This is a genomic window from Nocardiopsis sp. CC223A, assembly GCF_030766825.1.
Classification (GTDB): domain Bacteria; phylum Actinomycetota; class Actinomycetes; order Streptosporangiales; family Streptosporangiaceae; genus Nocardiopsis.
The window spans coordinates 25,141-47,161 of sequence record NZ_JASFDV010000034.1; the positions used below are offsets into that span (position 1 = coordinate 25,141).

Below are 22,021 nucleotides of genomic sequence, written 5' to 3' on the forward strand. Positions count from 1 at the left end.
CACGGGAACCGGGCACCGCGGCCCGGTCCGGCCGATACTGGCCGGGTGGCACGACTTCTGCTGATCGAGGACGACCCCATGGTGCGGCGGGGTCTGGAACTGGCGCTGTCCCGGCACGGGCATGACGTCCGCACCACCGACACCGGTGAGGAGGGCCTGGCGGCCTTCCGGTCCGAGCCCCCGGACCTGGTGGTGCTCGACGTGATGCTGCCCGGGGTGGGCGGGTTCGAGGTGTGCCGCCGCATCCGCGAGCGGGGCGGCACCCCGGTGATCATCCTGACCGCGCTGGGCGACGACTTCGACGTGGTCGGCGGGCTGGAGGCGGGCGCGGACGACTATGTGGTCAAACCGGTGCAGCCCACCGTGCTGGACGCGCGCGTGCGCGCCGTGCTGCGCCGCTCCCCCGGGGACGCCGAGGGGGTGCGCGTACACGGCGACCTGCGGGTGGACACCGCGACCCTGCTGGTGTCCCTGCGCGGTGAGCCGGTCGCGCTGACGCCGACCGAGCTGCGCCTGCTGCTGGTCCTGTCGCGGTCACCGGGCCGGGTGTTCAGCAGGCAGCAGTTGCTGGAGGAGGTGTGGGAGCACGACTACCTCGGCGACTCCCGACTGGTCGACAACTGCGTGCAGCGGCTGCGGGCCAAGATCGAACCGGCCGCGACGGCCCCGAGGTACGTGCAGACGGTCCGGGGGTTCGGCTACCGGTTCGGGCCGCTGTGAGGGCGCTCCGGCGGCCGCTCCCGCGCGGGCTGCGGTCCCGGCTGCTGACCGCGTTCGTGCTGGTGACCGTCCTGGGCGCCGTTGCGGCGGCCTGGTCGGGCGCCGGGTCGGCGGGTACCGCCCTGGTCTCCTCCCACCAGCAGCGCACCACCGAGGCGGTCGCCGGGAGCATCACCGCCGTCGCCCCGCAGCTGACCTACCCGCCCGACCGGGAGGCCCTGGACCGGCTCCGCCAGGCCGTCGGAGGCGACACCCTGGTGACCTACGGGGACCTGACCTCCACCGGCGTCTTCGACACCGGTCTGATCACCGACGAACTCCGCGGGGCGGTGCGCGACGGACACCGGTCGGCCGCCCAGCGGATCACCGTGGACGGCCGGACCTGGCTGCTGGTGGGCACCCCGGTCATGGCCACCGCCCCCGACGGCACCCGCTCCCCGTCCGGGATCGAGGTCTACACCCTGCGCGACCTCGCCGCGGTGGAGCGCGAGGTCGACGGGTTGGTCCTGACGGCGGTCGCCACGGCCGCGGCCGCCCTGCCGCTGTCGGTGCTGCTGGCGCTGCTGGCCGCCCGCGGCGTCCTGCGGCCGGTGCGCGACCTGCGCGACACCGCCGGGGCACTGGCCGCCGGGGACCTGGGCGCCCGCGCCGAACCGCACGGCGCCGACGAACTGGCCGAGCTGGCCGTGGCCGTCAACGAGATGGCGGCCTCACTCCAGGAGTCCATGGCGGCCATGGAACGGATGCAGGCCGACGCCCGCAGGTTCGTCGCGGACGTCTCCCACGAGCTGCGCACCCCCCTGAGCACACTGGCGGCGGTGGTGGAGGTGCTGGAGTCCTCGGCGGAGGGCACGGACGACGACACCCGCGAGTCGGCGCGCATGGCCATCAGCGAGACGCACCGCCTGATCCGCCTGGTGGAGGACCTGATGGAGGTGTCGCGCCTGGACGCCGGTACCGCGCGGCTGCGCGCCGAACCGGTCGACGCGGCCGCGGCCGTCCGCGACTGCCTGCGGCTGCGGGGCTGGTCGGAGCGGGTCGAGGTGGCGGCGCCGGAGGGGATCGTGCTGCGGCTGGACCGCCGCAGGCTGGACGTCATCCTGGCCAACCTGGTCGGCAACGCGCTGCGGCACGGGGCGCCGCCGGTGCGGGTGGAGGTGCACCGCCTGCCCGGCGGGGTGCGCGTCACCGTCACCGACCACGGTCCCGGGCTGGGCGGGGACGTGCTGCCGCGGGTGTTCGACCGCTTCTACAAGGCGGACGAGTCCCGCACCCGCACCCCGGGCAGCGGGCTGGGCCTGGCGATCGCCCGGGAGAACGCGCGCCTGCACGGGGGCGACCTCACCGCGTCCGACACCGGGTCCGGGGCGCGCTTCGACCTGGTGCTGCCCGACCGGGGGGAAGGGGAAGAAGACGAAGAGGAGGGTGGGCGATGAGGCGCCTGGGAGCGGCGGCCGTGGTGCTCGCCCTGGTCACGTCCTGCGGGAGCGGTCCCGCCGAGGTCGTCGACGGCGGTCCGGCCCCGACGGGTGTGGCGTCCGGGGTCCCCCTGTACTTCCTCGACGGGCAGGGGGAGCTGGTGCTCCAGGTGCGGGACACCGGCCGCCTGGGGTCGATCTCCGAGGCGATGTCCCTGCTGCTCTCGGGGCCGGGCGACTCCGATCTGGGCACCGGGATCGACGCCACCGGCGCCCAGCGCATGGGAGTGACCGTGCGGGAGGACGTGATCGAGCTGATGACACCGCTGGCCGCCGACGAGGTCACCCCGGCGGGGATCGACCAGATCGTGTGCACGGCCCTGGCGGTGCACGTGCAGTCGGGCGGGTCGCCGGACACCGGGGTGCGGGTCCGCTTCACCCTGGACACCCCGGAGTCGGACGAGGTCCGCCGCTGCCCGGTGACCGGCTGACCGCCCCGTTCAGGGCCGACCGGCCGGGTGGTCGGGGGCCCGGGATGCTCCCATGAGGTCACGGACACCCGTCCGGTCGCGTGCGGCGGCTCCTCCGAGCGGGTCGGCGAATCCCCTGGAGGGCAGCCGGTGGGCGTCGGTCGCGGTCCGTGGGGCGGAGCCGTCGGAGAGGCCGCCGCGCATCCTCACGGTCGGTCCAGGGCGGTGACGTCCACGGCGGGCGGCGCCGGGACGGGGACCGCGGCCCACAGCACGGCCAGGGCGACCATGACCGCGGCGAACGCGGCCGCGCCCCGGCGGCCGGTGGCCCATCGGGCGCGGAAGCGGATCGGGTCCTCGACCAGGTGGGTGGAGAGCGCCGCCAGGGCGACCGACACCGCGCACACCGCGGCCGTCCACCACCACCCGGTCAGGCCGGTGGCCTCGGGGGACAGCAGCACGATGACCGGCCAGTGCCACAGGTAGAGGCTGTAGGAGATCGTCCCCGCCCACCTCAGTGGTCCGGCGGCCAGGACCCGGGCCACCAGGCCTTCCGGGGCCCGTGCGCACAGTCCGATGAGCACGGTGCAGGCCAGCGCGTGCACGAAGAGCCCGCCGCCGTAAAGCCAGGTGGCGGTCGTCCCGTCGGCGATCAGCCACAGCACGGCGATCACCGCCGCCGCCAGTGCGGTCGCCGCCGCGGCGGCCCGCGGGGCCCGATCGGCCAGACGGTCCAGCCGCTCCCGCACCGGTGGCGCGGCGGCCAGCGCGCCCAGCAGCAGGGAGAAGGCGCGGGTGTCGGTGCCGGTGTAGACCCGGGTGGGGTCGGCGGGGTCGACCAGGAGAGCCATCGCCAGCACGGAGGCGGTGCCCAGGCACGCCGCGAGCACCGCGACCGCCGTCGCCGTCCCGCGCCGGGCGATCCGGCCGCCGGAGAGTGCGGCCAGGGCCAGGAGCAGCGGCCACAGCAGGTAGAACTGCTCCTCCACCGCGATGCTCCACAGGTGCCCGAAGACGCGTTCCTCACCGAACCGGTCCCAGTACCCGGCCGACGAGGCGAGCAGGTGCCAGTTGACCAGGTTCGCCTGCACCCACGGGCCGTCGGCGAGCGTGCTGCGCACCAGGCCGGGCGGTCCCGCGGCCCGGACCGCGAGGGTGACGCAGACCAGCATGAGCGCCAGCGCGGGGAGCAGGCGGCGCAGCCGGCGCCCCCAGAAGGCGAGGAGGTCGACCCGGCCGGTCGCCGCGACCTCGCGCAGCAGCAGACCGGTGATCAGGTAGCCGGACAGGACGAAGAACAGGTCGACGCCGAGGAAGCCCCCGGCCAGGTGGCCGGTGTGGAAGAGCAGGACGCCGACGACCGCGGCGCCCCGCAGGCCGTCCAGGGCGGCCAGGTGTCCCCTGCGGCCGGACGGGGGTCGGTCGGCCACGGCCGAAAGGTCTGGTCTCATGGCGCCGAGGTTTCCGGACCCGTGTCCGGGGACCGTCCGCGCCGTGTACCGGTCGTGTCGCAGATGGGCGGGCGCCGTCCCGGGCCGGGGCCCGGGACGGCGGTGGTGGCCGTTCCCTCACGCCACCGGTTCCGCCGATGCCCTCGGATCGAAGACCGCTCGGACGACCGCCCCCGCCGGGGATCAGCGACCGGTGCGGCCGTCGGTCAGCTCGCGGAGGATGTCGAGGTGGCCCGCGTGGCGGCCGGTCTCCTCGATCATGTGCGCCAGTGCCCACCGCATCGACGGCGCGGGCCCGCCCGGGCTCCCCGCGTGGGCGGGCCGGTCGAGGTCCGCGCACGCGGCGACGGCCCGGTCGGCGGCGGCGACCGCCTCGCGGTACCCGCGGACGACGTCCCGTGCGCTCCGCCCCGGGGCGACGTGGAAGGTGGCCGACCAGTCGCGGGGCCGCTCCCCCAGGAAGACGAAGCGTTCGACGTGGGCCAGGTGCTCGATGAGCCCGAGGAGATTGGTGCCCGAGGGCACCCCGGGGGTCCGCAGGTCCCGCTCCGGTACCCCGTCCACCTTGGCCAGGGCGCTCTCGCGCAGGTAGTCCAGGAACCCGGTGAGCACCTCCTTCTCCCCGGGCCCGGTCCGGGGCGGCGGCCGGTCCCGGCGGCGCGGTTCCGCGGCGCTCACGTGCGCCCGCCCCCGTCCGCGCGGCGGGCCGCCACCACGGTGTCGAGCACCGTCGCGGTCCGCCCGTCGGGCCCGCGGGCGATCCGCGGACGCCCCTCGCACATCAGACGGGTCCAGCCGTTCCCGAGGGCGAGCGAGTGCCACAGGTCCTCGGCACTCGGATGGTCGTCACGCTGTTCCCAGGACCAGGGGGCGCTGGAACCGTGGTCGACGACGGTCAGCACCCCGCCGTCGGCCACGGACCGCGCCGCCCGGCGCAGCACCGCGTCGCGGTCGAGGTCCACCAGGGTGTGGAAGTAGTTCGCGTACACGAGGTCCCACCGCCCGGCTCCGGGCGCGGACCGGGCCAGGTCGTGCCGTTCCACGGCGAGTCGGTCCCCGAGGCCGGCGCGGCGGGCCCGCTCGGCCAGTGCGGACAGGGCGTGCTCCGCGATGTCGACGGCGGTGACGTGCCAGCCCGCGGCGGCGAGCCACAGGGCGTCCCCGCCGCGGCCGCAGGCGAGTTCGAGCGCCCGGGGCGTGCCCGCGGGGGGCGGCACGAGGGACAGTTCGCCGATCAGGGCGGTGAAGGCCGGGTTGGGTGTCGGCAGCGGCCCCGACGGGTCGTCGTCGCGGTACCGCTGCTCCCAGAACCCGCGGCCGGACGGGGATGTGGTCGTATCTGGTTCCATGCCGCCATGGTGGGCGCGCCCGCGTCCGCCGCGCACGCTTTCTTGCGGATGTGCAAGAGCGCGGCGGCTCCTCACGCCCCGTGCAGGTGGATGCGCTCGCCCTGGGTCCCGAAGATCGCGATGACCTCCGCGGTGGCCGATTCGGCGGGGTTGCCGATCCAGTGCGGGAGCCGGGTGTCGAACTCGGCCGCCTCCCCGGCGCCCAGCAGCAGGTCCTGCTCGGCGCCCAGGAGCAGCCGGACGGTCCCGGAGAGCACGTAGAACCACTCGTGGCCCTCGTGGGTGCGCAGCTCGGGCGCGGGGAGCGTCCGGGCGGGCGGGTAGACGACCTTGTAGGCCTGCACCCCGCCCGCGCGCCGGGTGAGCGGGACGAACGTGAGGCCGAAGCGGCGCACCGGACGCAGGTGCACCCGCGGGTCGCCCACCGGGGGCGCGTCCACGAGTTCGTCGATCGGCACCCGGTACACGCGCGAGAGCGGCAGCAGCTGGCCCAGGGTGGGGTGCAGTCGCCCGGTCTCCAGCCGCGACAGCGTGCTCTGGGTGATGCCGGTCCGCTCCGACAGCGCGGCGAGGGTCAACCGCGCCCCGGTGCGCAGCCGCCGCAGCCGCTCGCCCACGGCGCGCAGCACCGCGTCGTCGTCCCCGGTGTCGTTCATATCGGCAATCTAGCGCGGCCCCGGCCGGGACCGGTGCAGGCCGGGGCGGTGGACCACGGCGCTCCCGATGCCCCCGGCCGCTCCGGTCACGAGGGCCGAGCGTTCACGCGCAGTCAGGGCACACCCCCGCGAACTCCAGTGAGTAGGCGAGCCCGGTGAAACCGGTCGACCGCTCGACCCGGGTGAGCACCGTGCGCAGCTCCCGCGCGTGCGGGACCTCCTGCGCGTGCCCGCAGACGCGGCAGAGCAGGTGGTGGTGGGAGGGGGTCTCGCACCGGCGGTAGAGGCGCTCGCCGTCCTCGGACTGGATGGTGTCGACCTCGCCCTCCCTCGCCAGCCGGTGCAGCGTCCGGTACACGGTGGACAGGCTGGGCGGGCGCTGCGGGCCGCCGCGGGAGTCCGCGATCAGGGCGTGGACCTCCTGGCAGCTGCGGAACCGGTCCTCCCGCCGCAGGGCGGCCAGCACCTCGCCGTCGTACCTGGACCCCGCACCCATGTCACCGGACTCCCGGGCGGGCAGGGCTCGGGGGGCGGGGCGGGCTGTTCACATGTGCTCCTCGGGAAGGACGGGCCGATTGCCGGGGCGGGCGGCCGGTGGACCGGACGGGATGCGAGGAGTGGACAGCGGCCGCCCGCCCATGGAAGATTATGATAACCGTTTTCATTTTGGCAAGACGGAGTCCGCCCCCAACCCCTGGAGACATCCCGTGGCCGACCACGACGACCCCTACCGGCTCTCCGGCCGCTACCTGGACATCATGATCGCCGGGTGGTGGGACCACCACGGCGCGGCCGTCGCCGAGGCCCTGCGCGAACTGCCCCCGGGCTCCGGGCCCGTCGTGGACGCGGGCGCGGGCGGCGGGCAGGGCACCCGCCTCATCGCGCGCACCCTGCCCGACGTCCCGGTCCTGGCCGTGGAGCCCTCCCCCGTCCTGGTCGCGGTGCTGCTCTCCCGTGCCGCCGACGACCCCGGCCTGCGCGCCCGGGTCACCGTGGACGGCGACGACCTGCTGGCCGCCGACCTGCCCGACCGCATCGGCGGCATGGTCATGGCCAACCTCATCGGGCACTTCAGCCCGCACGAGCGCGACCGCCTCTGGGAGGACCTGGCCCCGCGCCTGGCGCCGGGCGCCTTCGTCCTGCTCAACCTGCCCCGGCCGACCGAGCCCGAGCCGGTGGAACGGTCCCGGATGAGCGAGGTGACCGTGGGCGGGCGCACCTACGTGGGTTGGGCCGGGGCCGAGCCCGCCGGACCCGAACGCCTCACCTGGCACATGACCTACCAGACCTGCGAGGGCGACCGCGTCCTCTCCTCCGACGAGGTCCACTACGACTGGTGGACCGTCTCCGAGGCCGGGCTGCGCGCCGAGACCGCGCCCCACGGCCTGACCGTCGTCCCCCACGGCCCCGCCGAGGCGGACCTGTACAAGATCATCCGAGAGAGCTGACCCGTGAGCGCACCGACCGACCTGCCCGTGACCGTGCTGTCCGGTTTCCTCGGCGCGGGCAAGACGACCCTGCTCAACCACCTCCTGAGGAACCTGGACGGTCCCCGGGTGGCGGTGATCGTCAACGACATGAGCGAGATCAACATCGACGCCGAGCTGGTCCGCGGCGAGGGACACCTGTCGCGGACCGACGAGCGCCTGGTGGAGATGACCAACGGCTGCATCTGCTGCACCCTGCGCGACGACCTGCTGGAAGAGGTCGCCCGCCTGGCCGGACAGGGCAGGTTCGACCACCTGCTCATCGAGTCCAGCGGGATCTCCGAGCCCATGCCCGTCGCGGCGACCTTCGCCGTCCCCGGGCCCGACGGCCGCCCCCTCCTGGAGGGCGCCCGCCTGGACACCATGGTGTCGGTGGTCGACGCCGCGAACTTCCTCACCGAACTCCACCGCGGCGACGACCTCGCCGACCGCGGGCTGGACGCCTACGAGGACGACGAGCGCACCGTCAGCGACCTGCTCGTCGACCAGGTGGAGTTCGCCGACGTCCTGCTCGTCACCAAGACCGACCTGGTCACCGCCCAGGAGGCCGACCGGGTGGAGGCCGCCGTGCGGCGCCTGAACCCGCTCGCCCGCGTCCTGCGCATCTCCCACGGGCGCGTCGACCCCGCCGAGCTGATCGGCGCGAACCTGTTCGACCTCGAACGGGCCTCCCGCGCCCCCGGCTGGGTGGCCGAGCTCAACGGCGACCACGTCCCCGAGACCGAGGAGTACGGGATCTCCAGCCTGGTGTTCCGCGCCGACCGGCCCTTCCACCCCGAACGCCTGTGGAGGCTCGTCGAGACCGGGTTCGACGGCGACCGGTACGGCACCGTGTTGCGCACCAAGGGCTTCTTCTGGCTGGCGACCCGGGCCCGCACCACGGGCCTGTGGTCCCAGGCCGGACCGGTGGGCCGCTTCGAGCCGGCCGGGGTGTGGGACCCCGCCGACGGCCTCGCCCTCGGATACGCCCCCGAGGACCTGGCGGACACCGAGCGGGTGGAGCCCCGCCAGGAACTGGTGTTCATCGGCACCGCGCTCCGGCACGGCGACCTGGAGGAGGCCCTGCGCGCCTGCCTGCTCACCGATGGCGAGCTGGCGGCCCCCTGGGAGGCGCTGCCCGACCCGTTCCCGGAGTGGGACGTCCGCGGCCTGCACACGCACCACGCCCACACCTGAACGGACTCCGGCCGCCGAACAGGCGCCGCCCCCTTCCCGTCGGCCCCGGCGCCGACGAAGCCCGGCGGGAGGGGGAACCCCGGTCCCGGCCGGGACGTCCGTGTGCATGGGATCCCGCCGAAACCGCGGCTCGTGCAACGGACTTCCGAGTGATCTCCCAGGAGTACACTCCTGGGATCCGAGTTACCGCTGTGCTCCCGCGTACCGGACGTACGGGCCTTCCCCCCAGTTCGTTCCAGCCCGGGAGTGGTGTTGACGGTTGAGATCTCCGTACTCGGCGACATCCGGACGCGGATCGACGGGCGCACCGTCGATCTGGGACACGTGCGGCGGCAGTCCGTGTTCATCGGCCTGCTGGCCGACGTCAACCGCCTGGTCCCGGTCGACCGGCTCATCGACCGGGTCTGGGGGCGGCATCCGCCCGCCGGGGCCAGGTCGTCGCTCTACAGCTACGTCTCCCGGCTGCGGACCGCCCTGTCCTCGGCCGGCGGCGACGCGGTGGTCGACCGGCGCCCGGGCGGCTACGTCCTCTCCCTGAGCGACGACGCACTCGACACGGTCGACCTGCACCGCTTCCGGCGCCTCACCTCCCTGGCCCGGGACTCGCCGACCGAGGACACCTCCCTGGCCCGGCTGGAGGAGGCGCTCGCCCTGTGGCGGGCCGACGCCTTCGGCTCCCTGGACAACCCCTGGGTCAACGAGTTCAGGGAGAGCCTGCACCTGGAGCGCCTGCGGACGAAGCTGGACCGCAACGACCTGCTGCTCCGCCGGGGCAGGCAGGCCGAATGCCTCGGCGACCTGGTCTCCCTCGCCCAGGCGCATCCGCTCGACGAGCGCCTGATCGGCCAGCTCATGCTCGCGCTGTACCGGGAGGGGCGCACCGCGCAGGCCCTGGAGCACTACGACCGCCTCCGCAGGGCGCTCTCCGAGGAGCTGGGCACCGATCCCGGAGCCGAGCTCAGGGACCTCCACCTCAGGATCCTCGACACCGATCCGGCGCTGGACGCCCCACCCCTCGCAGCGGTGCTCTCCGCCGTCCGGTCGTCCTCGGCGGCGGCGCCCCCGCCCGTCCCCCCGCCGGGCCAGCTCCCCTCCCCGCCGCCTCGGCTGGCCGGGCGGGAGAGGGAACTCACCGCACTCGACACCGTGTGGGAACCCGGATCGACACCCGTCACGGTGGTCTGCGGCCTCGGAGGTGTCGGCAAGACCTCGCTGGCCCTGCACTGGGCGCACGACAACCTCGACCGGTTCCCCGACGGCCAGCTCTACGTGAACCTGCACGGCTTCTCACCGAGCACTTCCCCCGCCGAGCCGCAGAGCACGGTCCACGACTTCCTCATCGTCCTCGGCATGGCCAAGAAGGCCGTCCCGACCAGTGCCGAGGCGCAGATCGGCCTGTACCGCAGCCTCCTGGCCGGCAAGCGGATGCTGATCCTGCTGGACAACGCGCGCGACTCCGAGCAGGTACGGCCCCTGATCCCCGGCTCCCCCTCCTGCGTCGTCCTGGTCACCAGCCGCAACCGGCTCAGCGGCCTGGTCGCCACCGAGGGGGCCCGGTCCGTCACTCTGGACCCGCTCACCTCCGCCGAAGCGCACCGGCTGCTCGCCGCCCGGATCGGGGCGCCCCGCGTGGCGGCCGAGCCGGAGGCGGCGGAGTCGATCATCACCGGCTGCGGGCGGATCCCCCTGGCGCTGGTCGTCGCCGCCGCCCGCGCCGCGAGTGACGCGCACCTGCCGCTCGCCGAACTCGCGGCCGAGCTGCGGGAGGCGGAGACCAGGCTGGACGCCCTGGACACGGGTGACCTGGGCACCTCCCTGCGCGGTGTCCTGGACGCCTCCCACCTGGCGCTGCCCGCGGCCGCGGCGCGAGTGCTCGGCCTGCTCTGCCTGCTCTCGGGACAGAACATCGGACTGGCCTCCGTCGCGGCGCTGTCCGGGCACACGCCACCGCGGACCAGGGCGCTGCTGCGCACCCTGGAGGCGGCCCACCTCGTCCAGCAGCCGGTCCCCGGGCGCTACGAACTGCACGACCTCGTCCGCCTGCACGGCAGGGAACGGGCGGAGGCGGACCTGTCGGCGCAGGACCGCCGCGAGGCCCTGCGCTCACTGGTCGACTTCTACGTCCGCACCGCGGCCGCCGCGAACCGGCTCCTGGGCCCGCACGAGATCCCCTCGTCCGTGGCGGAGGAGGAACCGTCCGACGGGCACCCCTTCTCACCCCGGCTCTCGGACGAGGTCCAGGCACTGGAGTGGTTCACCGCGGAACGCTCCTGTCTCCTGGCCGTGATCCGCCTCGCCTCGGACCTGGGTCTGCACCGCGAGGTCTGGCGGTTGTGCTGGGACGCCCACCTGTACTTCCGCCGCAGCGGCCACGTCGAGGATTTCATCGGCCTCAACCGCACCGGACTCGACGCCGCCTCCCGGCTGAGCGGTGGGAGCGCTCCGACCCTGAAAGCCCTCGTGCAGAGGAGCCTGGCCTCCACCCTGCTCATGGCCGGCCGCCCCGGCGAGGAGCCGTCCCGCCTCCTCGCGGACTCCCTCGGCCGTTTCGAGGACACCGGCGACCTGCTCAACCAGGCGCACACGCACCAGGTGTTCCTGCTGTCCGCGGTCCTCGCGGGAGAGGGGAGACCGGCGCTGGAGCACGCGGAGAGATCCCTGGAGCTGTACCGGAGGGTCGACGCCCCGCTGTGGGCGACCGCGGCGCTCAACAATCTGGGCTGGGTCCTGGCCGAGTCGTTCGGACGGTACGAACGCGCCCTCGACCACTGCCGGGAGGCGCTGGAGGGTGCGCGCGCACTCGGCTACAAGGCCGGGGAGGCGGCCATCCTGGACACCCTGGGCAACGTCTCCGTCCTCGCCGACCGCCGCCCCGAGGCCATCGGGTACTTCCGCCAGGCGATTCCGGTCTACCGGGCTCTGCGGGACGCCTTCGAGGAGGCGAACACCTTCAGCAGCATGGCCGAGGCCCACGAGGCCCTCGGCGAGCCGGAGGCCGCGCGTGAGGCCTGGCGGCGGGCCCTGGACCTGTACCGCGCACAGCACCGGACGGAACAGGTACGGGAGACCGAGGAGAGGCTCCGCGCGTCACCGTGACGCCCCGCCGGTCCTCCGTGCCGGGTCATGTCCCCTGGAGCGGTGCGACTTTCACGCGGGTGCGTCCTTGCGGGTCATCGCGATGGCCGGCCGATGTCGGACGGCCATCGCGCCCTGTCGGCACGGTGATCCGGAGCGTCGCCGAAGGCGGCGCACCGATCCGGCCTGCGGCGCCGCCGCGTATCCGTGGGAACGGGGCCGGAAGAGCCGCACCACCCGGCGGGACACCATCCCGTGCCGGTCCGGCGGGGCCCACCACGTGCGGGATCCGCCCGATCCGTGAGACGGCGCCCGAGAACGGGCCCCCCGTCCCGGAGGCACCGCGCCCGGCCGGAGTCCCGACCGGCGCGGCGTCCCGGGACGGGGCGGCTCACGCCGCGGTCTTGCGGGAGGAGCGCGCGGAGGGGGTGAGGGACGAGGCCGAGCGCAGGCCCCAGAACAATCCCTGGAGGAGGTGGCGCGGCGCCCGGAGGGTCCAGTGGTCGATGCCGTGGCTCTGGTAGGTGGCGGCGAAGCGGTGGGTGTAGGCGCGGAAGGACGCCGGGGAGGAGTCCACCAGCCGGCGGGCGGAGACCCCCGCCCGCATCCGGGGCGCGTAGGCGACCCGGATACCGGTCTGCTTCAGGTGCACGGCCAGGTCGATGTCCTCGTGCAGCACGTCGTCGTGGTCGGGGCAGGCCGCGTGCTCGATCGACTTCCACGCCGTGGCGCGGATCGCCATGTTGCTGCCGTAGAGGAAGGGGCAGCGCCGCCGCCCCAGGTGCCAGAGCGTGCGCCGCACGGCGTTGTCGGACACGCGGCAGGAGCCGAACACGGGCACGTCGTAGTAGGTGACCGGACCGGTGACGGCCCCGACGGTCGGGTCGGCCATGGCCCGGGAGACGTTCGCGACCCAGTCCGGGGCGAGGACGGAGTCCGCGTCGATGCGTCCGAGGACGTCACCGGTCGCCGCGGCGAACCCGGCGTTGCGGGTGGGGACCAGCCCCTGGGCGTCGAACTGGCGCAGGAGCCTGATCCCCGCCCCGGGGTGGGCGTCCGCCAGGCGGCGGACGACCGCCGCCGTGCCGTCGGTCGAACGGTTGTCGACCACGAGGACCTCCCAGGGGGCCTGCGTCTGCGCCAGCACGGCGAGCAGGCACCGCTCGATGGTGGTCTCCTCGTTGTACGCCGGGATGACCAGGGACACCGTCGGCGCTGACGCCACCGCCCGGGCCACCCTCCCGCGCCGCCTTCTCGGGATATCGACGTCGGTCACGGATTTCCTCTCCTCGGTCCTGCGACGGCTCTGCCCGCCTCGTGTCGGAGCCGGACACCCCGGCTCCGGGACCATATGACCTCAGGCAGGGCAACGGCCGACACGGTCCCCGTGACCATGAGGGAAACGCCCGGTGACCGCGCAGGCCGAACGTGCACCCCGTCCCCGTGCGCCCCACGGAGTACGGCGTCGCGCCCGCCGACGCCGGCGGGCACCGCGCATCCGCGCGGCGGCGGCGCGGGGGCCTGTGGCCGTCAGCGGGTCAGCGCCGACCAGGTGAACCTCCCCGCCAGCAGGGTCGCGGCCACCGGCATGGTCCGCAGTTCCTCCGCGGAGGACGCCAGGGGGTCGCGCTCCACCACCACGAGGTCCGCCGGTTCGCCCGGCACGACGCCCACCCGTCCGCGGGTGCTCGCGGCCAGCGCCGCGCCGACACCGATCCGCTGCTCGGGGTGCCAGGGCGAGCGGCCGTCGCGACTGCGCGCGACGGCGGCGGAGACCGCGATCCAGGGGTCCAACGGGGAGACCGGGGCATCGGAGCCGAGCCTCAGTTCCGCCCCGGCGCGCCGGAGGGACGCGATGGCGAAGGCGCGTGCGGTGCGGCCCGGCCAGTGCCGTTCGGCCACGTCCCGGTCGTCCATGGCGTGTTCGGGCTGCACGCTCGCGATCAGCCCCAGTGCGCCGAAGCGGGCGAAGTCCTCCTCCCGCACCAGTTGGGCGTGCTCGACCGTCCCGGCCATCCCGAGTTCCCCGAAGGCGTCCAGCACCCCGGTGTTCGCGCGGTCGCCGATGGCGTGGACGGCCGCGGCGATCCCCGCCTCCTTCGCCCGGGCCATGAGTTCGCGCAGCGTGTCCAGGGGCACGGTCTCCATCCCGCAGGCGTGCGGGTGGGAGAGGTCCATGCCGGGGTAGGGGTCCCAGCACCACGCGGTCCGGGTGTTCAGGGAGCCGTCCACCACCACCTTGAGGGGGCCCATGGTGACCAGGCCCCGGGAGTCCAGGACGTCCCCGGTGCGCACGCCCGCGGCGATCGCCTCCTCCAGCCGTTCGGGCCACACGGACACCTCCACCCGCAGGGAGTCGACGCCCCGGTCCACCCGCTCCGGCCACAGCCGCAGGTTGTCCGTGTTCTCGAACTCGACGATCCCGACCACGCCCCGGCGGGCCGCGGCCAGGGCGGCCTCCCGGTAGTCCTCGAAGGAGAGGTCGGCCGGGGACTGGAGCCGGTCCAGGGCCCCGAACCATTCGCCCTCCCGGACCAGGCCGGTCACCCGGTCGGGGACCAGGGAGAGCAGCCGCGCGGCGGCGGTGTTCATCCACCCGCAGTGCAGGTCCTTGCTCACCAGCACCACCGGGATCCGGGGCGCCACCCCGTCCAGCGCCGCCAGCGAGGGGGCGTCCGGCCACACCCCGTCCTGGAAGCCGTAGCCGACCAGCGCCGGGGGCTCCGCCGTGTTCGACGCGCGGGGCCCGGCGACCGCGTCGCGGACGCGTTCCAGGCACTGTGCCGCGCTGGCCGTGCCGGACAGGTCCAGGCGCCGCCGCTGGACCGTCCACTGCGCGAAGTGCACGTGGTGGTCCCACATCCCGGGCAGCACGAAGCGGCCGTCCACGTCCGTGGCCTCCCCGTGGCGGGCGCCGGAGCCCGCCGGGACGACCGCCCCGATCACACCGCCGTCCAGCAGGACGTCGTGAGTCCCCGCACGTCCGGGGAGGGACGCGTTGAGCAGCGTCCGTTGTTCGCCCATGTCGGCGTCCTTCCTCAAGGGTGCGTCACCGCCGGGCCGTTGGCCCGCGCCATCCGCTCGGCCAGCTCCGGGTTGCGGTACGGGCCCGGCTCGACCAGGTGGCCGATGATCCGGGCGACGGTCTCCGCGGACTTGTCCTGGCTCATCTTCTCCTTGGCCTCGATGCGGTCCACCGGCAGGCGGAACCCCACCGTTCCGGTGACGATCCGGTGCGCGTACGCGCCGTTCTCCGCGGTGGCGTGCAGCAGGTGCGGGTCCGGCAGGACCCGCTCGAAACGGTGGACGAGGCGGTCCAGCACCCGCAGGTTCTCCTCGTCGCCCAGGACCTCCGGCACCCCGTACAGGTGGGCGGCGGCGAAGTTCCAGGTGGGAACGCCGGGCCGGGAGCCGTACCAGGACGGCGAGATGTACCCGTGCGGGCCCTGGACGATCGCGAGCATCGTGTGGCGGCCGAGCCCGTGCCCGACCTCGTCGGGCCGGCCCATGTGGCCGAGCAGGACGACGCCCTCGGCGTCCTCGTCCAGCAGCACCGGGTAGTGCGAGGCCACCGGCCCCGAGCCCGGTACCGCGGAGACGAAGGTGCACCAGGGGTTCTCCCGGACGAGGTCCTTGACGGCCTCCGTGTCGTCGAGCGCGTAGTCGGGGTTCCCCCTCATCGGACCGCCCCGCTCCCGTGCGCCGGGTCCCGCTCGATCCTGCGCCACGCCAGGTCGGCCAGGGCGGCGGCCTGCACCCCGAGGATCCGGTCGTCGAACCGCACGCCCGCGGAGTGCATGGGCTCGGGCCCCGCCGGGTCCACGTCCTCGGGCATCGCCCCGAGGAAGACCAGCGCCCCCGGCACCCGCTGTAGGACGTAGGAGAAGTCCTCCGAGGTCATCGCCGGTTCGGGCATCCTCACCACATGGTCGCGCCCGTGGAGCTCCTCCAGCCGGGCCAGGACCGCCGCGGCCTCGGACGCGTCGTTCACGGTGGCGGGGTAGGACGGCACGAACTCGACCGCGGCCGTGCAGCCGTGGGCCCGGGCCAGGCCGCGCAGGAGTTCGGTCAGGTCGTCGCGGAGCAGTGCGAGCGTCTCCTCGGAGAAGTACCGCAGGTTGGCCTCCATGAGCACCTCCCGGGCCAGCACGTTGCCGGCCCTGGAATCGGTCGAGAGCCGGCCGATGGAGATCACCGCGGGGTCGTTGGCCGGAACACGGCGTGCGACGAAGCCCTGGACGGCCAGGATCAGCTCGGCGGCCACCGGGACCGGGTCCACGGCGAGGTGGGGCGCCGCGGCGTGGCCGCCGGTGCCCTCCACACGGATACGCAGGGCGCTGACACCGGCCATGATCGGCCCGGGCCTGCTCACGAACCGCCCGTAGGGGGTCGTGGCGTCCACGTGGATCGCGTAGGCCGCGGCGGGCCGCTCCCCCGCGGCCTCTAGGACGCCCTCCTCGATCATGATCCGGCCGCCGCCGAAGCCCTCCTCACCGGGCTGGAACATGAAGACCACGGTTCCGGGCAGCGCGTCCCGCCGCTCGTGGAGCAGCCTCGCCGCACCGACCAGACCGGCCGTGTGCAGGTCGTGCCCGCAGGCGTGCATCGCGCCGTTGGCGGAGGCGTGGTCCAGGCCGGTCGCCTCCGTGACGGGCAGCGCGTCCATGTCGCCGCGCAGCAGCACCACCGGCCCCGGCCCGCCCCCGGCGGCGCCGCCGCGCAGGACCGCGGTGACCGAGCTCAGGGACATGCCCGTCGTGATCTCCAGGTCCATTCCGGCCAGGGACTCCAGCACGGCCTCCTGTGTCTCGCACAGCTCAAGTCCGACCTCCGGACGGGCGTGCAGGCGTCGCCGCAGCGCCCGCAGCTCGGGGAGGATCGCCTCGGCCGCGGCGGCGAAGGGGTTCTCCGCCGCCGCGGGTGCGGTGCGGCGGCCGTCGATCACAGGGTGGAGGGTCATGGCGTCGCGGTCTCCTCGAAGGTCATGCGCCGGCCCAGTACCGGGACGGCACCGAGCAGTTCTTCGGTGTAGGGGTCGGAAGGGGCGGCCAGCAGCGCTTCCGTGGGGCCGGATTCGACGATGCCGCCGTGGCGCATCACGGAGACCTCGTCGCTGATGTAGCGGACGACGGCCAGGTCGTGCGAGATGAACAGGATCGACAGCCCCAGGGTCCGCTGGAGTTCGCGCAGCAGGTTGAGCACCGTGCTCTGCACGGAGACGTCGAGCGCGGAGGTCACCTCGTCGGCGATCAGCACCTCCGGCTCACCCGCCAGGGCCCGGGCGATGGTGATGCGCTGGCGCTGGCCGCCGGAGAACGCACCGGGCAGGGCACCGGCGCGGTCCGGGTCCACGTGCACCTGTTCGAGCAGTTCGCGGACGCGGCGGCGCCGGGCCTCGCGGCTCCACCGGCGCCCCGTGGCCAGCGTGCCCTCGGCGACCGACGCGCCGACGGGCATCCGGGGGTCCAGGGCGGAGTAGGGGTCCTGGAAGATCAGCTGGATGCGCAGCCGGGCCTGCCGGGCCCGGCTGCGCCGCCCCACCGCGCTGACCCCGTTGACCCGGATGTCCCCGGCGGACACCGGGGCCAGGCCCACGACCGCGTTGGCGACCGAGGACTTCCCGGAGCCGGATTCGCCCACCAGTCCGACGGTGCGCCCGTGGTCCAGGCGCAGCGACACGTCCGAGACCGCCGAGCGCGCACCGTAGCGGACGCTCAGGTTCTCGATCTCCAGGGCCGTCACAGCGAACTCTCCTCTCGTGGCGCCGGGGTCCGGGTCCCCGCGGCCGGGTCCCCTCCGCGGGCACCGTCCGCCACCGCCGGGCCGCCCGGCGGCAGGTCGTCGATCACCGGCAGGGGCCGGGTCCGGTCGGAGCGCATGTCCGGCAGGCAGGCGATGAGCCCCCGGGTGTAGGGGTGCGTCGCCTCCTCGCGGATGCGCTGGGCGTCGAGGGCCTCGACCACCTCGCCATCCTTCATCACCACCACCCGGTCGCAGAACCCCGAGACCAGGGCGATGTCGTGGGAGATGAGGACGATGGCGGCGTCGGTCGCCCGCTGGGCCCGGCGCAGCACGGCGAGCACCTGCTTCTGCACGGTGACGTCCAGGGCGGTCGTGGGTTCGTCGGCGACGATCAGCCGGGGGCGGCCGGTGAGGGCCATGCCGATCATGGCGCGCTGGCGCATGCCCCCGGAGAACTGGTGCGGGTAGTCGCCCAGGCGCCGGTGCGGTTCGGCGATCCCGACGGCGTCCAGGCCCGCCACCGCCCGGTCCCGGGCCCGGGCGCGGCCCATGCCAAGGTGCGTCCGCGACACCTCGGTCAGCTGGCGCCCGATCGTCAGCGCGGGGTTCAGCGAGGTCAGCGGGTCCTGGAAGACGAAGCCCAGTTCGGTGCCCAGGCGCTTCTTCTGCGCCCGGGTCGGCGGTGCGGCCAGGTCGATGTCGTCGAAGCGGCGGATCCGCGCGTTCACGACCGCCGGGGCCTCCAACAGCCCGGCCAGCGCCATGGCGGTCAGCGACTTCCCGGAGCCGGACTCCCCCACGATGCCGACGATCTCGCCTGGCCGTACGGACAGGCTCACCCCGCGGACGCGTTCCACGAGCCCGCCCGCGCCGTCGGGGAACGCGACCGTCAGGTCGGTGACCTCCGCGAGCGCGGTCCTGTCCCCGGCCGCCGGGCCGACCGGCGCCGGCCGTGCTCCCGCGCGCGGGAGCACGGCCGCACGGCCCGCCGCCGCCGCACCGCGCAGCCCCTGCCCGGGGGTGAGCGCTTCGGCGACCATCGTGAAGACCAGGCCGGCGAAGACGATGACCAGACCCGGGCCGATGGCGGCCATGGGGTTGGTGTAGAGGTGCTTGATGCCCTCGTCGAGCAGGCGGCCCCAGTCGTATTCGGGGGCCTGGACGCCCAGGCCGAGGAAGGACAGCCCGGCGAAGGCCAGCAGCGTGACGCTCGCGGACGCGGACGCCTGGACCAGCAGCGGGTTGGCGATGTTGGGCAGGATGTGGCGGAAAAGGACCCGCAGCGGCCCCGCCCCCGCCACGCGGGCCGCCCGCACGTAGTCCTGGTCCGAGACGGAGGAGGCCAGGTTGTAGACGAGCCGGGTCAGGTTGGGGATCCCCGACAGGCCGATGGCGAGCATGGCCCCGGTGGCGGTGGCCCCCCAGATGACGGTGAAGAACAGCACCAGCAGCAGCCAGGGGAAGGCCAGCAGCATGTCCATGATCCAGACGAGGAACCGGCGCGGGTACCGGGGCAGGACGGCGGCGGTCAGGCCGACGACCACGCCGCCGACCATCCCGATGGCGGTGGCCCCCGCCGTGAGCAGCAGCGACAGCCGGGCGGCAGTCATGACCCGGGCGAAGATGTCGCGCCCCAGGTCGTCGGTGCCGAAGAGGTGCTCGCCGCCCGCGGTGGCCCACCGGTCGGCGACGGAGCGCTCCGCGGCGGCCTCCCCCCAGATCGCGGGGCCGGCGAGGACGAGGAACAGCAGCAGGGCCGCGCCGAGGGAGGCGGCGATGCCCGCGGGGGTGAGGAGTCTCTTCACCGAGTCACCCTTCCGAGATCGACGTGCGGGGATCGACGGTGATCAGGATGAGGTCCACGGCGAGGTTCACGGCCAGCACCATCAGGGCGAAGACGAGGACGACGCCCTGGATCATCGGGTAGTCCTTGGTCTGCACGGCCGAGATCAGGGTGCCGCCCATCCCGGGGACGGCGAACACCGTCTCGATCACCACGGTCCCGGCGGTGAGCCCGGACAGCAGCAGGCCGCCGACGGTCAGCGTCGCGGTCACGATGTTGGGGAGCGCGTGCCGGAACAGGACGATCCGCCGGGGCAGCCTCTTGGCCCGTGCGGTGGCCATGTAGGTGGAGTCGAGGACCTTGACCATCTCGACCTGGACGATGCGGGCCAGGTACGCCATCGGCCCCAGCGCCAGGCCGAGCACCGGCAGCACGGCGGAGCCGGGGTCCCCCCAGCCCGCGGGCGGGAGGAGCCCCAGCCACACGCTGAAGACCGCGATGAGGCCGACCGAGATCAGGAAGTCGGGGACGGCGATGAGCACCCCGAGCCCGCCGGAGACGACCGTGTCGGCGACCCTGCCCCGGGGGGAGCGGGCGACCAGCGCGGCCGCCATGCCCAGGGGCAGGGCCCCGGCGAGCGCCACCGCGAAGCCGAGCGCCGCCAGGGCCAGGGTGGTGGGGAACCGGGAGGCGATCACTTCCGCGACGTCCTGCCGGGTCTGGATGGAGGTTCCCAGATCGCCCCGGAGGAGCCCGGAGACGTAGTCGGTGAACTGCTCCCGCAGGGGCGCGTCCAGTCCGAGGTCGGCCCTGGTGTTCTCGACGAGCGTCACCGGGGCCGTGGGGCCCAGGGCCGCGCGTACGGGGTCGCCGGGCACCAGGTGCACCACGAAGAAGCTCGCCAGGACGACGATCAGCAGCGAGGCGACCAGGCGGCCGGTCCTGCGCAGCGCGAAGGACGCGCGGGGTGAGAGCCGGCCGGTCCACCGTACGGGGGCGGGCGCGGGGCCGGCCGGTCGGGGCGATCTGGGAAGGGTCGTCATGGGACCTACTCGGTCATCCGGATGGAGGGCGCCTGGATGTAGGAGGTCTCCTCGAACACCGCGCCGTTCATGAAGGTGGGCAGGAGGGTGCCGGACACCGGGAAGGTGTGGAAGTCCTCCACCAGGATCCGTTCGGCGTCCTCCCAGTGGCCGCAGGCCTGGTCCGGAGCCGCGGTGAAGGCCCGTGCGGCGGCCTCGTCGTACTCGGCGCTGTCGGTGGCCATGAAGTTCAGGCCGCCCTCGTCGGGGGTGGCGCCGCCGTAGAAGGCGTGCTGGATGGTGGGGCCGCCCGAGGAGATCTGGATCCACCCGGTGTCCCAGTCGAAGGTCTCGTAGAGGTACTCCGACCAGCCCGCCCCGTCCATGGCCCGTAGTTCGGTCTCGACGCCGATCTCCAGCCAGTACTCGCGCAGCAGCTCCGCGGCGGGGGCGTGCGTCTCGCTGCCCGCGTCGTAGATGAAGGAGATCGTCAGCGGCTCGCCGTCGCGGTGGCGCATGCCGTCGGAGCCCGCCTCCCAGCCCGCCTCGTCGAGCAGCTCGCCGGCCCGGGCCGGGTCGAAGCCGGGGGTGTCCCAGACCGGGCCGTCCTCGGGGACACAGAGGTAGGGCGACTCGGTGATGAGGGAGTCCAGGGCGACCGGGTGGCCGCCGGTGACGACCTCCGCGGCCTCCTCGTGGTCGAAGCCGAGCACCAGGGCCTCGCGCACCAGCGGGTCGTGGGTGGGGCGTTCGGGCCGTTCGTTGAAGAGCATCTGGCCGATGGGGTTGACGATGCCGGTGTAGTCGTACCCGGCGGTCTCCACGCGGGCCCGGTCGGAGCCGACGATCCGCGCCGCGTTGAGCTCGCCGGAGAGCAGCAGGTTCGCCCGTGTGGACTCGTCGGTGACGACCCGGACCTCCAGTCCCGCGGGGACGCCCTCGGTCTGCGAGGTCAGCCCGTCGGGACCCCAGTCGTAGTCGTCCCGGGTGGTGTAGACGAGGGTGTCGGGCCGCATCTCGGTGAGCGCGTAGAGGCCGGTGCCGTTGGAGACGCCCTGGAGGCTGTCGGGGTCGTCCAGCCCCGCGGCGCAGACCATCTCCACGGTTCCGATCTTGCTGACCAGGAAGGGGTCGGGTGTGGGGGAGGTGACCTCCAGGGTGAGCCCCTCGCCCGTCGCCTCCAGCCCGGCGGCGACCAGCGAGTCCGTGTGGACCGAGGTGTTGTCCGGGTCGGCGTGGTAGTCGAGGTTCGCGGCGGCCACCCCCGCGTCGAACTCCGTGCCGTCGTGGCAGGTCACGCCCGGCTTGAGCGCGAAGGAGGCCGAGAGCCCGTCGTCGCTCGCCTGCCACGATTCGGCCAGCCAGGGCCGGGCCTCGCCGTCCTCGCCCGTGTAGATGAGGGATTCGTAGGCGTAGACCATGGCCTGGCGCTCCTGGGGCTGGGCGCCGGTCATGGGGGCGGTGTCGTTCACCTCCCCGGTCACCGCGGCGGTGAAGATCCCCCCGGAGGCGAGACCCGGGTCCTCCCCGTCGGCGGAGCCCCCGCAGGCGGTGAGACAGAGGACCCCGACGCCCAGGAGGGCGGTGGATCGGGTGATGTCGCTGGTACGCATGACCTGTGCCTTCTCTTCAAGTGTTCCAAGGTGTGATTCCGGCGGAGCGGGCGGTACGG

19 protein-coding genes are annotated in these 22,021 nt (G+C 74.2%); 6 read left to right on the forward strand and 13 right to left on the reverse strand.

Annotated elements, in window-relative coordinates; genetic code table 11:
* Window positions 1-45 precede the first annotated feature (45 nt).
* Genes QJS33_RS15585 through QJS33_RS15595 form a run of 3 tightly spaced genes read left to right on the forward strand, consistent with a single transcriptional unit; the run spans window position 46 to window position 2,629 of the window.
* Window positions 46-720: a response regulator transcription factor gene (locus QJS33_RS15585; protein ID WP_306368697.1), complete on the forward strand. Its 675-nt coding sequence runs from the start codon at window positions 46-48 to the stop codon at window positions 718-720.
* A complete protein-coding gene (locus QJS33_RS15590; RefSeq protein WP_306368698.1) occupies window positions 717-2,156 on the forward strand; it encodes a cell wall metabolism sensor histidine kinase WalK in 1,440 nt (479 codons plus the stop codon). The genes QJS33_RS15585 and QJS33_RS15590 overlap by 4 nt, the downstream gene beginning before the upstream one ends.
* Window positions 2,153-2,629 (forward strand): hypothetical protein, encoded by a 477-nt coding sequence (locus QJS33_RS15595; protein WP_306368699.1) that lies wholly within the window; start codon window positions 2,153-2,155, stop codon window positions 2,627-2,629. The genes QJS33_RS15590 and QJS33_RS15595 overlap by 4 nt, the downstream gene beginning before the upstream one ends.
* Window positions 2,630-2,814: 185 nt before the next feature.
* Here QJS33_RS15595 and QJS33_RS15600 read toward each other — a convergent pair whose 3' ends face one another.
* The 5 genes from QJS33_RS15600 to QJS33_RS15620 form a co-directional block, all read right to left on the reverse strand.
* On the reverse strand, window positions 2,815-4,038 hold the full coding sequence (locus tag QJS33_RS15600) for an acyltransferase (RefSeq protein ID WP_306368700.1): 1,224 nt from the start codon (window positions 4,036-4,038) through the stop codon (window positions 2,815-2,817).
* Between the two features lie 204 nt (window positions 4,039-4,242).
* On the reverse strand, window positions 4,243-4,737 hold the full coding sequence (locus QJS33_RS15605; RefSeq protein ID WP_306368701.1) for a DinB family protein: 495 nt from the start codon (window positions 4,735-4,737) through the stop codon (window positions 4,243-4,245).
* Window positions 4,734-5,408, reverse strand: a complete 675-nt coding sequence (locus QJS33_RS15610; RefSeq protein ID WP_306368702.1) for a cyclopropane-fatty-acyl-phospholipid synthase family protein — start codon at window positions 5,406-5,408, stop codon at window positions 4,734-4,736. Before QJS33_RS15610 ends, QJS33_RS15605 begins: the two co-directional genes overlap by 4 nt.
* Window positions 5,409-5,479: 71 nt before the next feature.
* Entirely contained in the window at window positions 5,480-6,064 is a 585-nt protein-coding gene (locus QJS33_RS15615) for a helix-turn-helix domain-containing protein (protein WP_306368703.1), read from the reverse strand.
* A gap of 103 nt (window positions 6,065-6,167) precedes the next feature.
* Window positions 6,168-6,560, reverse strand: a complete 393-nt coding sequence (locus QJS33_RS15620) for a Fur family transcriptional regulator (RefSeq protein ID WP_306368704.1) — start codon at window positions 6,558-6,560, stop codon at window positions 6,168-6,170.
* A 211-nt stretch (window positions 6,561-6,771) separates the two neighbouring features.
* On the opposite strand from QJS33_RS15620, the gene QJS33_RS15625 reads away from it, so the two are divergent.
* The 3 genes from QJS33_RS15625 (at window position 6,772) to QJS33_RS15635 (ending at window position 11,823) form a co-directional block, all read left to right on the forward strand.
* Complete coding sequence (locus QJS33_RS15625; protein ID WP_306368705.1) at window positions 6,772-7,512, forward strand: trans-aconitate 2-methyltransferase; 741 nt, start codon at window positions 6,772-6,774, stop codon at window positions 7,510-7,512.
* Window positions 7,513-7,515: 3 nt separating this feature from the next.
* Window positions 7,516-8,727 carry a GTP-binding protein gene (locus QJS33_RS15630; protein ID WP_306368706.1) on the forward strand — a complete coding sequence of 404 codons (1,212 nt, stop codon included), beginning with the start codon at window positions 7,516-7,518 and terminating at the stop codon, window positions 8,725-8,727.
* Between the two features lie 252 nt (window positions 8,728-8,979).
* A complete protein-coding gene (locus QJS33_RS15635) occupies window positions 8,980-11,823 on the forward strand; it encodes a BTAD domain-containing putative transcriptional regulator (RefSeq protein ID WP_306368707.1) in 2,844 nt (947 codons plus the stop codon).
* Window positions 11,824-12,193: 370 nt separating this feature from the next.
* Here the strand turns inward: QJS33_RS15635 and QJS33_RS15640 are convergent, their stop codons facing one another.
* From QJS33_RS15640 to QJS33_RS15675, 8 genes are all read right to left on the reverse strand, one after another.
* Complete coding sequence (locus tag QJS33_RS15640; RefSeq protein WP_306368708.1) at window positions 12,194-13,078, reverse strand: glycosyltransferase family 2 protein; 885 nt, start codon at window positions 13,076-13,078, stop codon at window positions 12,194-12,196.
* Window positions 13,079-13,332: 254 nt separating this feature from the next.
* Window positions 13,333-14,826, reverse strand: coding sequence for an amidohydrolase (locus QJS33_RS15645; RefSeq protein ID WP_306368709.1), 1,494 nt, complete (start codon window positions 14,824-14,826; stop codon window positions 13,333-13,335).
* A gap of 14 nt (window positions 14,827-14,840) precedes the next feature.
* A complete protein-coding gene (locus tag QJS33_RS15650; protein ID WP_306368710.1) occupies window positions 14,841-15,482 on the reverse strand; it encodes an FMN-binding negative transcriptional regulator in 642 nt (213 codons plus the stop codon).
* Complete coding sequence (locus QJS33_RS15655) at window positions 15,479-16,762, reverse strand: M20 family metallopeptidase (RefSeq protein WP_306368711.1); 1,284 nt, start codon at window positions 16,760-16,762, stop codon at window positions 15,479-15,481. The genes QJS33_RS15650 and QJS33_RS15655 overlap by 4 nt, the downstream gene beginning before the upstream one ends.
* On the reverse strand, window positions 16,759-17,544 hold the full coding sequence (locus QJS33_RS15660) for an ABC transporter ATP-binding protein (protein ID WP_306368712.1): 786 nt from the start codon (window positions 17,542-17,544) through the stop codon (window positions 16,759-16,761). Before QJS33_RS15660 ends, QJS33_RS15655 begins: the two co-directional genes overlap by 4 nt.
* Complete coding sequence (locus QJS33_RS15665) at window positions 17,541-19,349, reverse strand: dipeptide/oligopeptide/nickel ABC transporter permease/ATP-binding protein (RefSeq protein ID WP_306368713.1); 1,809 nt, start codon at window positions 19,347-19,349, stop codon at window positions 17,541-17,543. The genes QJS33_RS15660 and QJS33_RS15665 overlap by 4 nt, the downstream gene beginning before the upstream one ends.
* Before the next feature lie 4 nt (window positions 19,350-19,353).
* Complete coding sequence (locus tag QJS33_RS15670) at window positions 19,354-20,370, reverse strand: ABC transporter permease (protein ID WP_306368714.1); 1,017 nt, start codon at window positions 20,368-20,370, stop codon at window positions 19,354-19,356.
* Window positions 20,371-20,375: 5 nt separating this feature from the next.
* Window positions 20,376-21,962, reverse strand: coding sequence for an ABC transporter substrate-binding protein (locus QJS33_RS15675; protein WP_306368715.1), 1,587 nt, complete (start codon window positions 21,960-21,962; stop codon window positions 20,376-20,378).
* Between the last annotated feature and the right edge of the window lie 59 nt (window positions 21,963-22,021).

What these genes read in the sequence shown, in the direction of transcription:
- QJS33_RS15610 (WP_306368702.1), bottom strand. Translation starts at nt 5,408, where the DNA reads ATGGAACCAGATACGACCACATCCCCGTCCGGCCGCGGGTTCTGGGAG.
- QJS33_RS15675 (WP_306368715.1), bottom strand. Translation starts at nt 21,962, where the DNA reads ATGCGTACCAGCGACATCACCCGATCCACCGCCCTCCTGGGCGTCGGG.
- QJS33_RS15670 (WP_306368714.1), bottom strand. Translation starts at nt 20,370, where the DNA reads ATGACGACCCTTCCCAGATCGCCCCGACCGGCCGGCCCCGCGCCCGCC.
- QJS33_RS15655 (WP_306368711.1), bottom strand. Translation starts at nt 16,762, where the DNA reads ATGACCCTCCACCCTGTGATCGACGGCCGCCGCACCGCACCCGCGGCG.
- QJS33_RS15615 (WP_306368703.1), bottom strand. Translation starts at nt 6,064, where the DNA reads ATGAACGACACCGGGGACGACGACGCGGTGCTGCGCGCCGTGGGCGAG.
- QJS33_RS15645 (WP_306368709.1), bottom strand. Translation starts at nt 14,826, where the DNA reads ATGGGCGAACAACGGACGCTGCTCAACGCGTCCCTCCCCGGACGTGCG.
- QJS33_RS15650 (WP_306368710.1), bottom strand. Translation starts at nt 15,482, where the DNA reads ATGAGGGGGAACCCCGACTACGCGCTCGACGACACGGAGGCCGTCAAG.
- QJS33_RS15620 (WP_306368704.1), bottom strand. Translation starts at nt 6,560, where the DNA reads ATGGGTGCGGGGTCCAGGTACGACGGCGAGGTGCTGGCCGCCCTGCGG.
- QJS33_RS15595 (WP_306368699.1), top strand. Translation starts at nt 2,153, where the DNA reads ATGAGGCGCCTGGGAGCGGCGGCCGTGGTGCTCGCCCTGGTCACGTCC.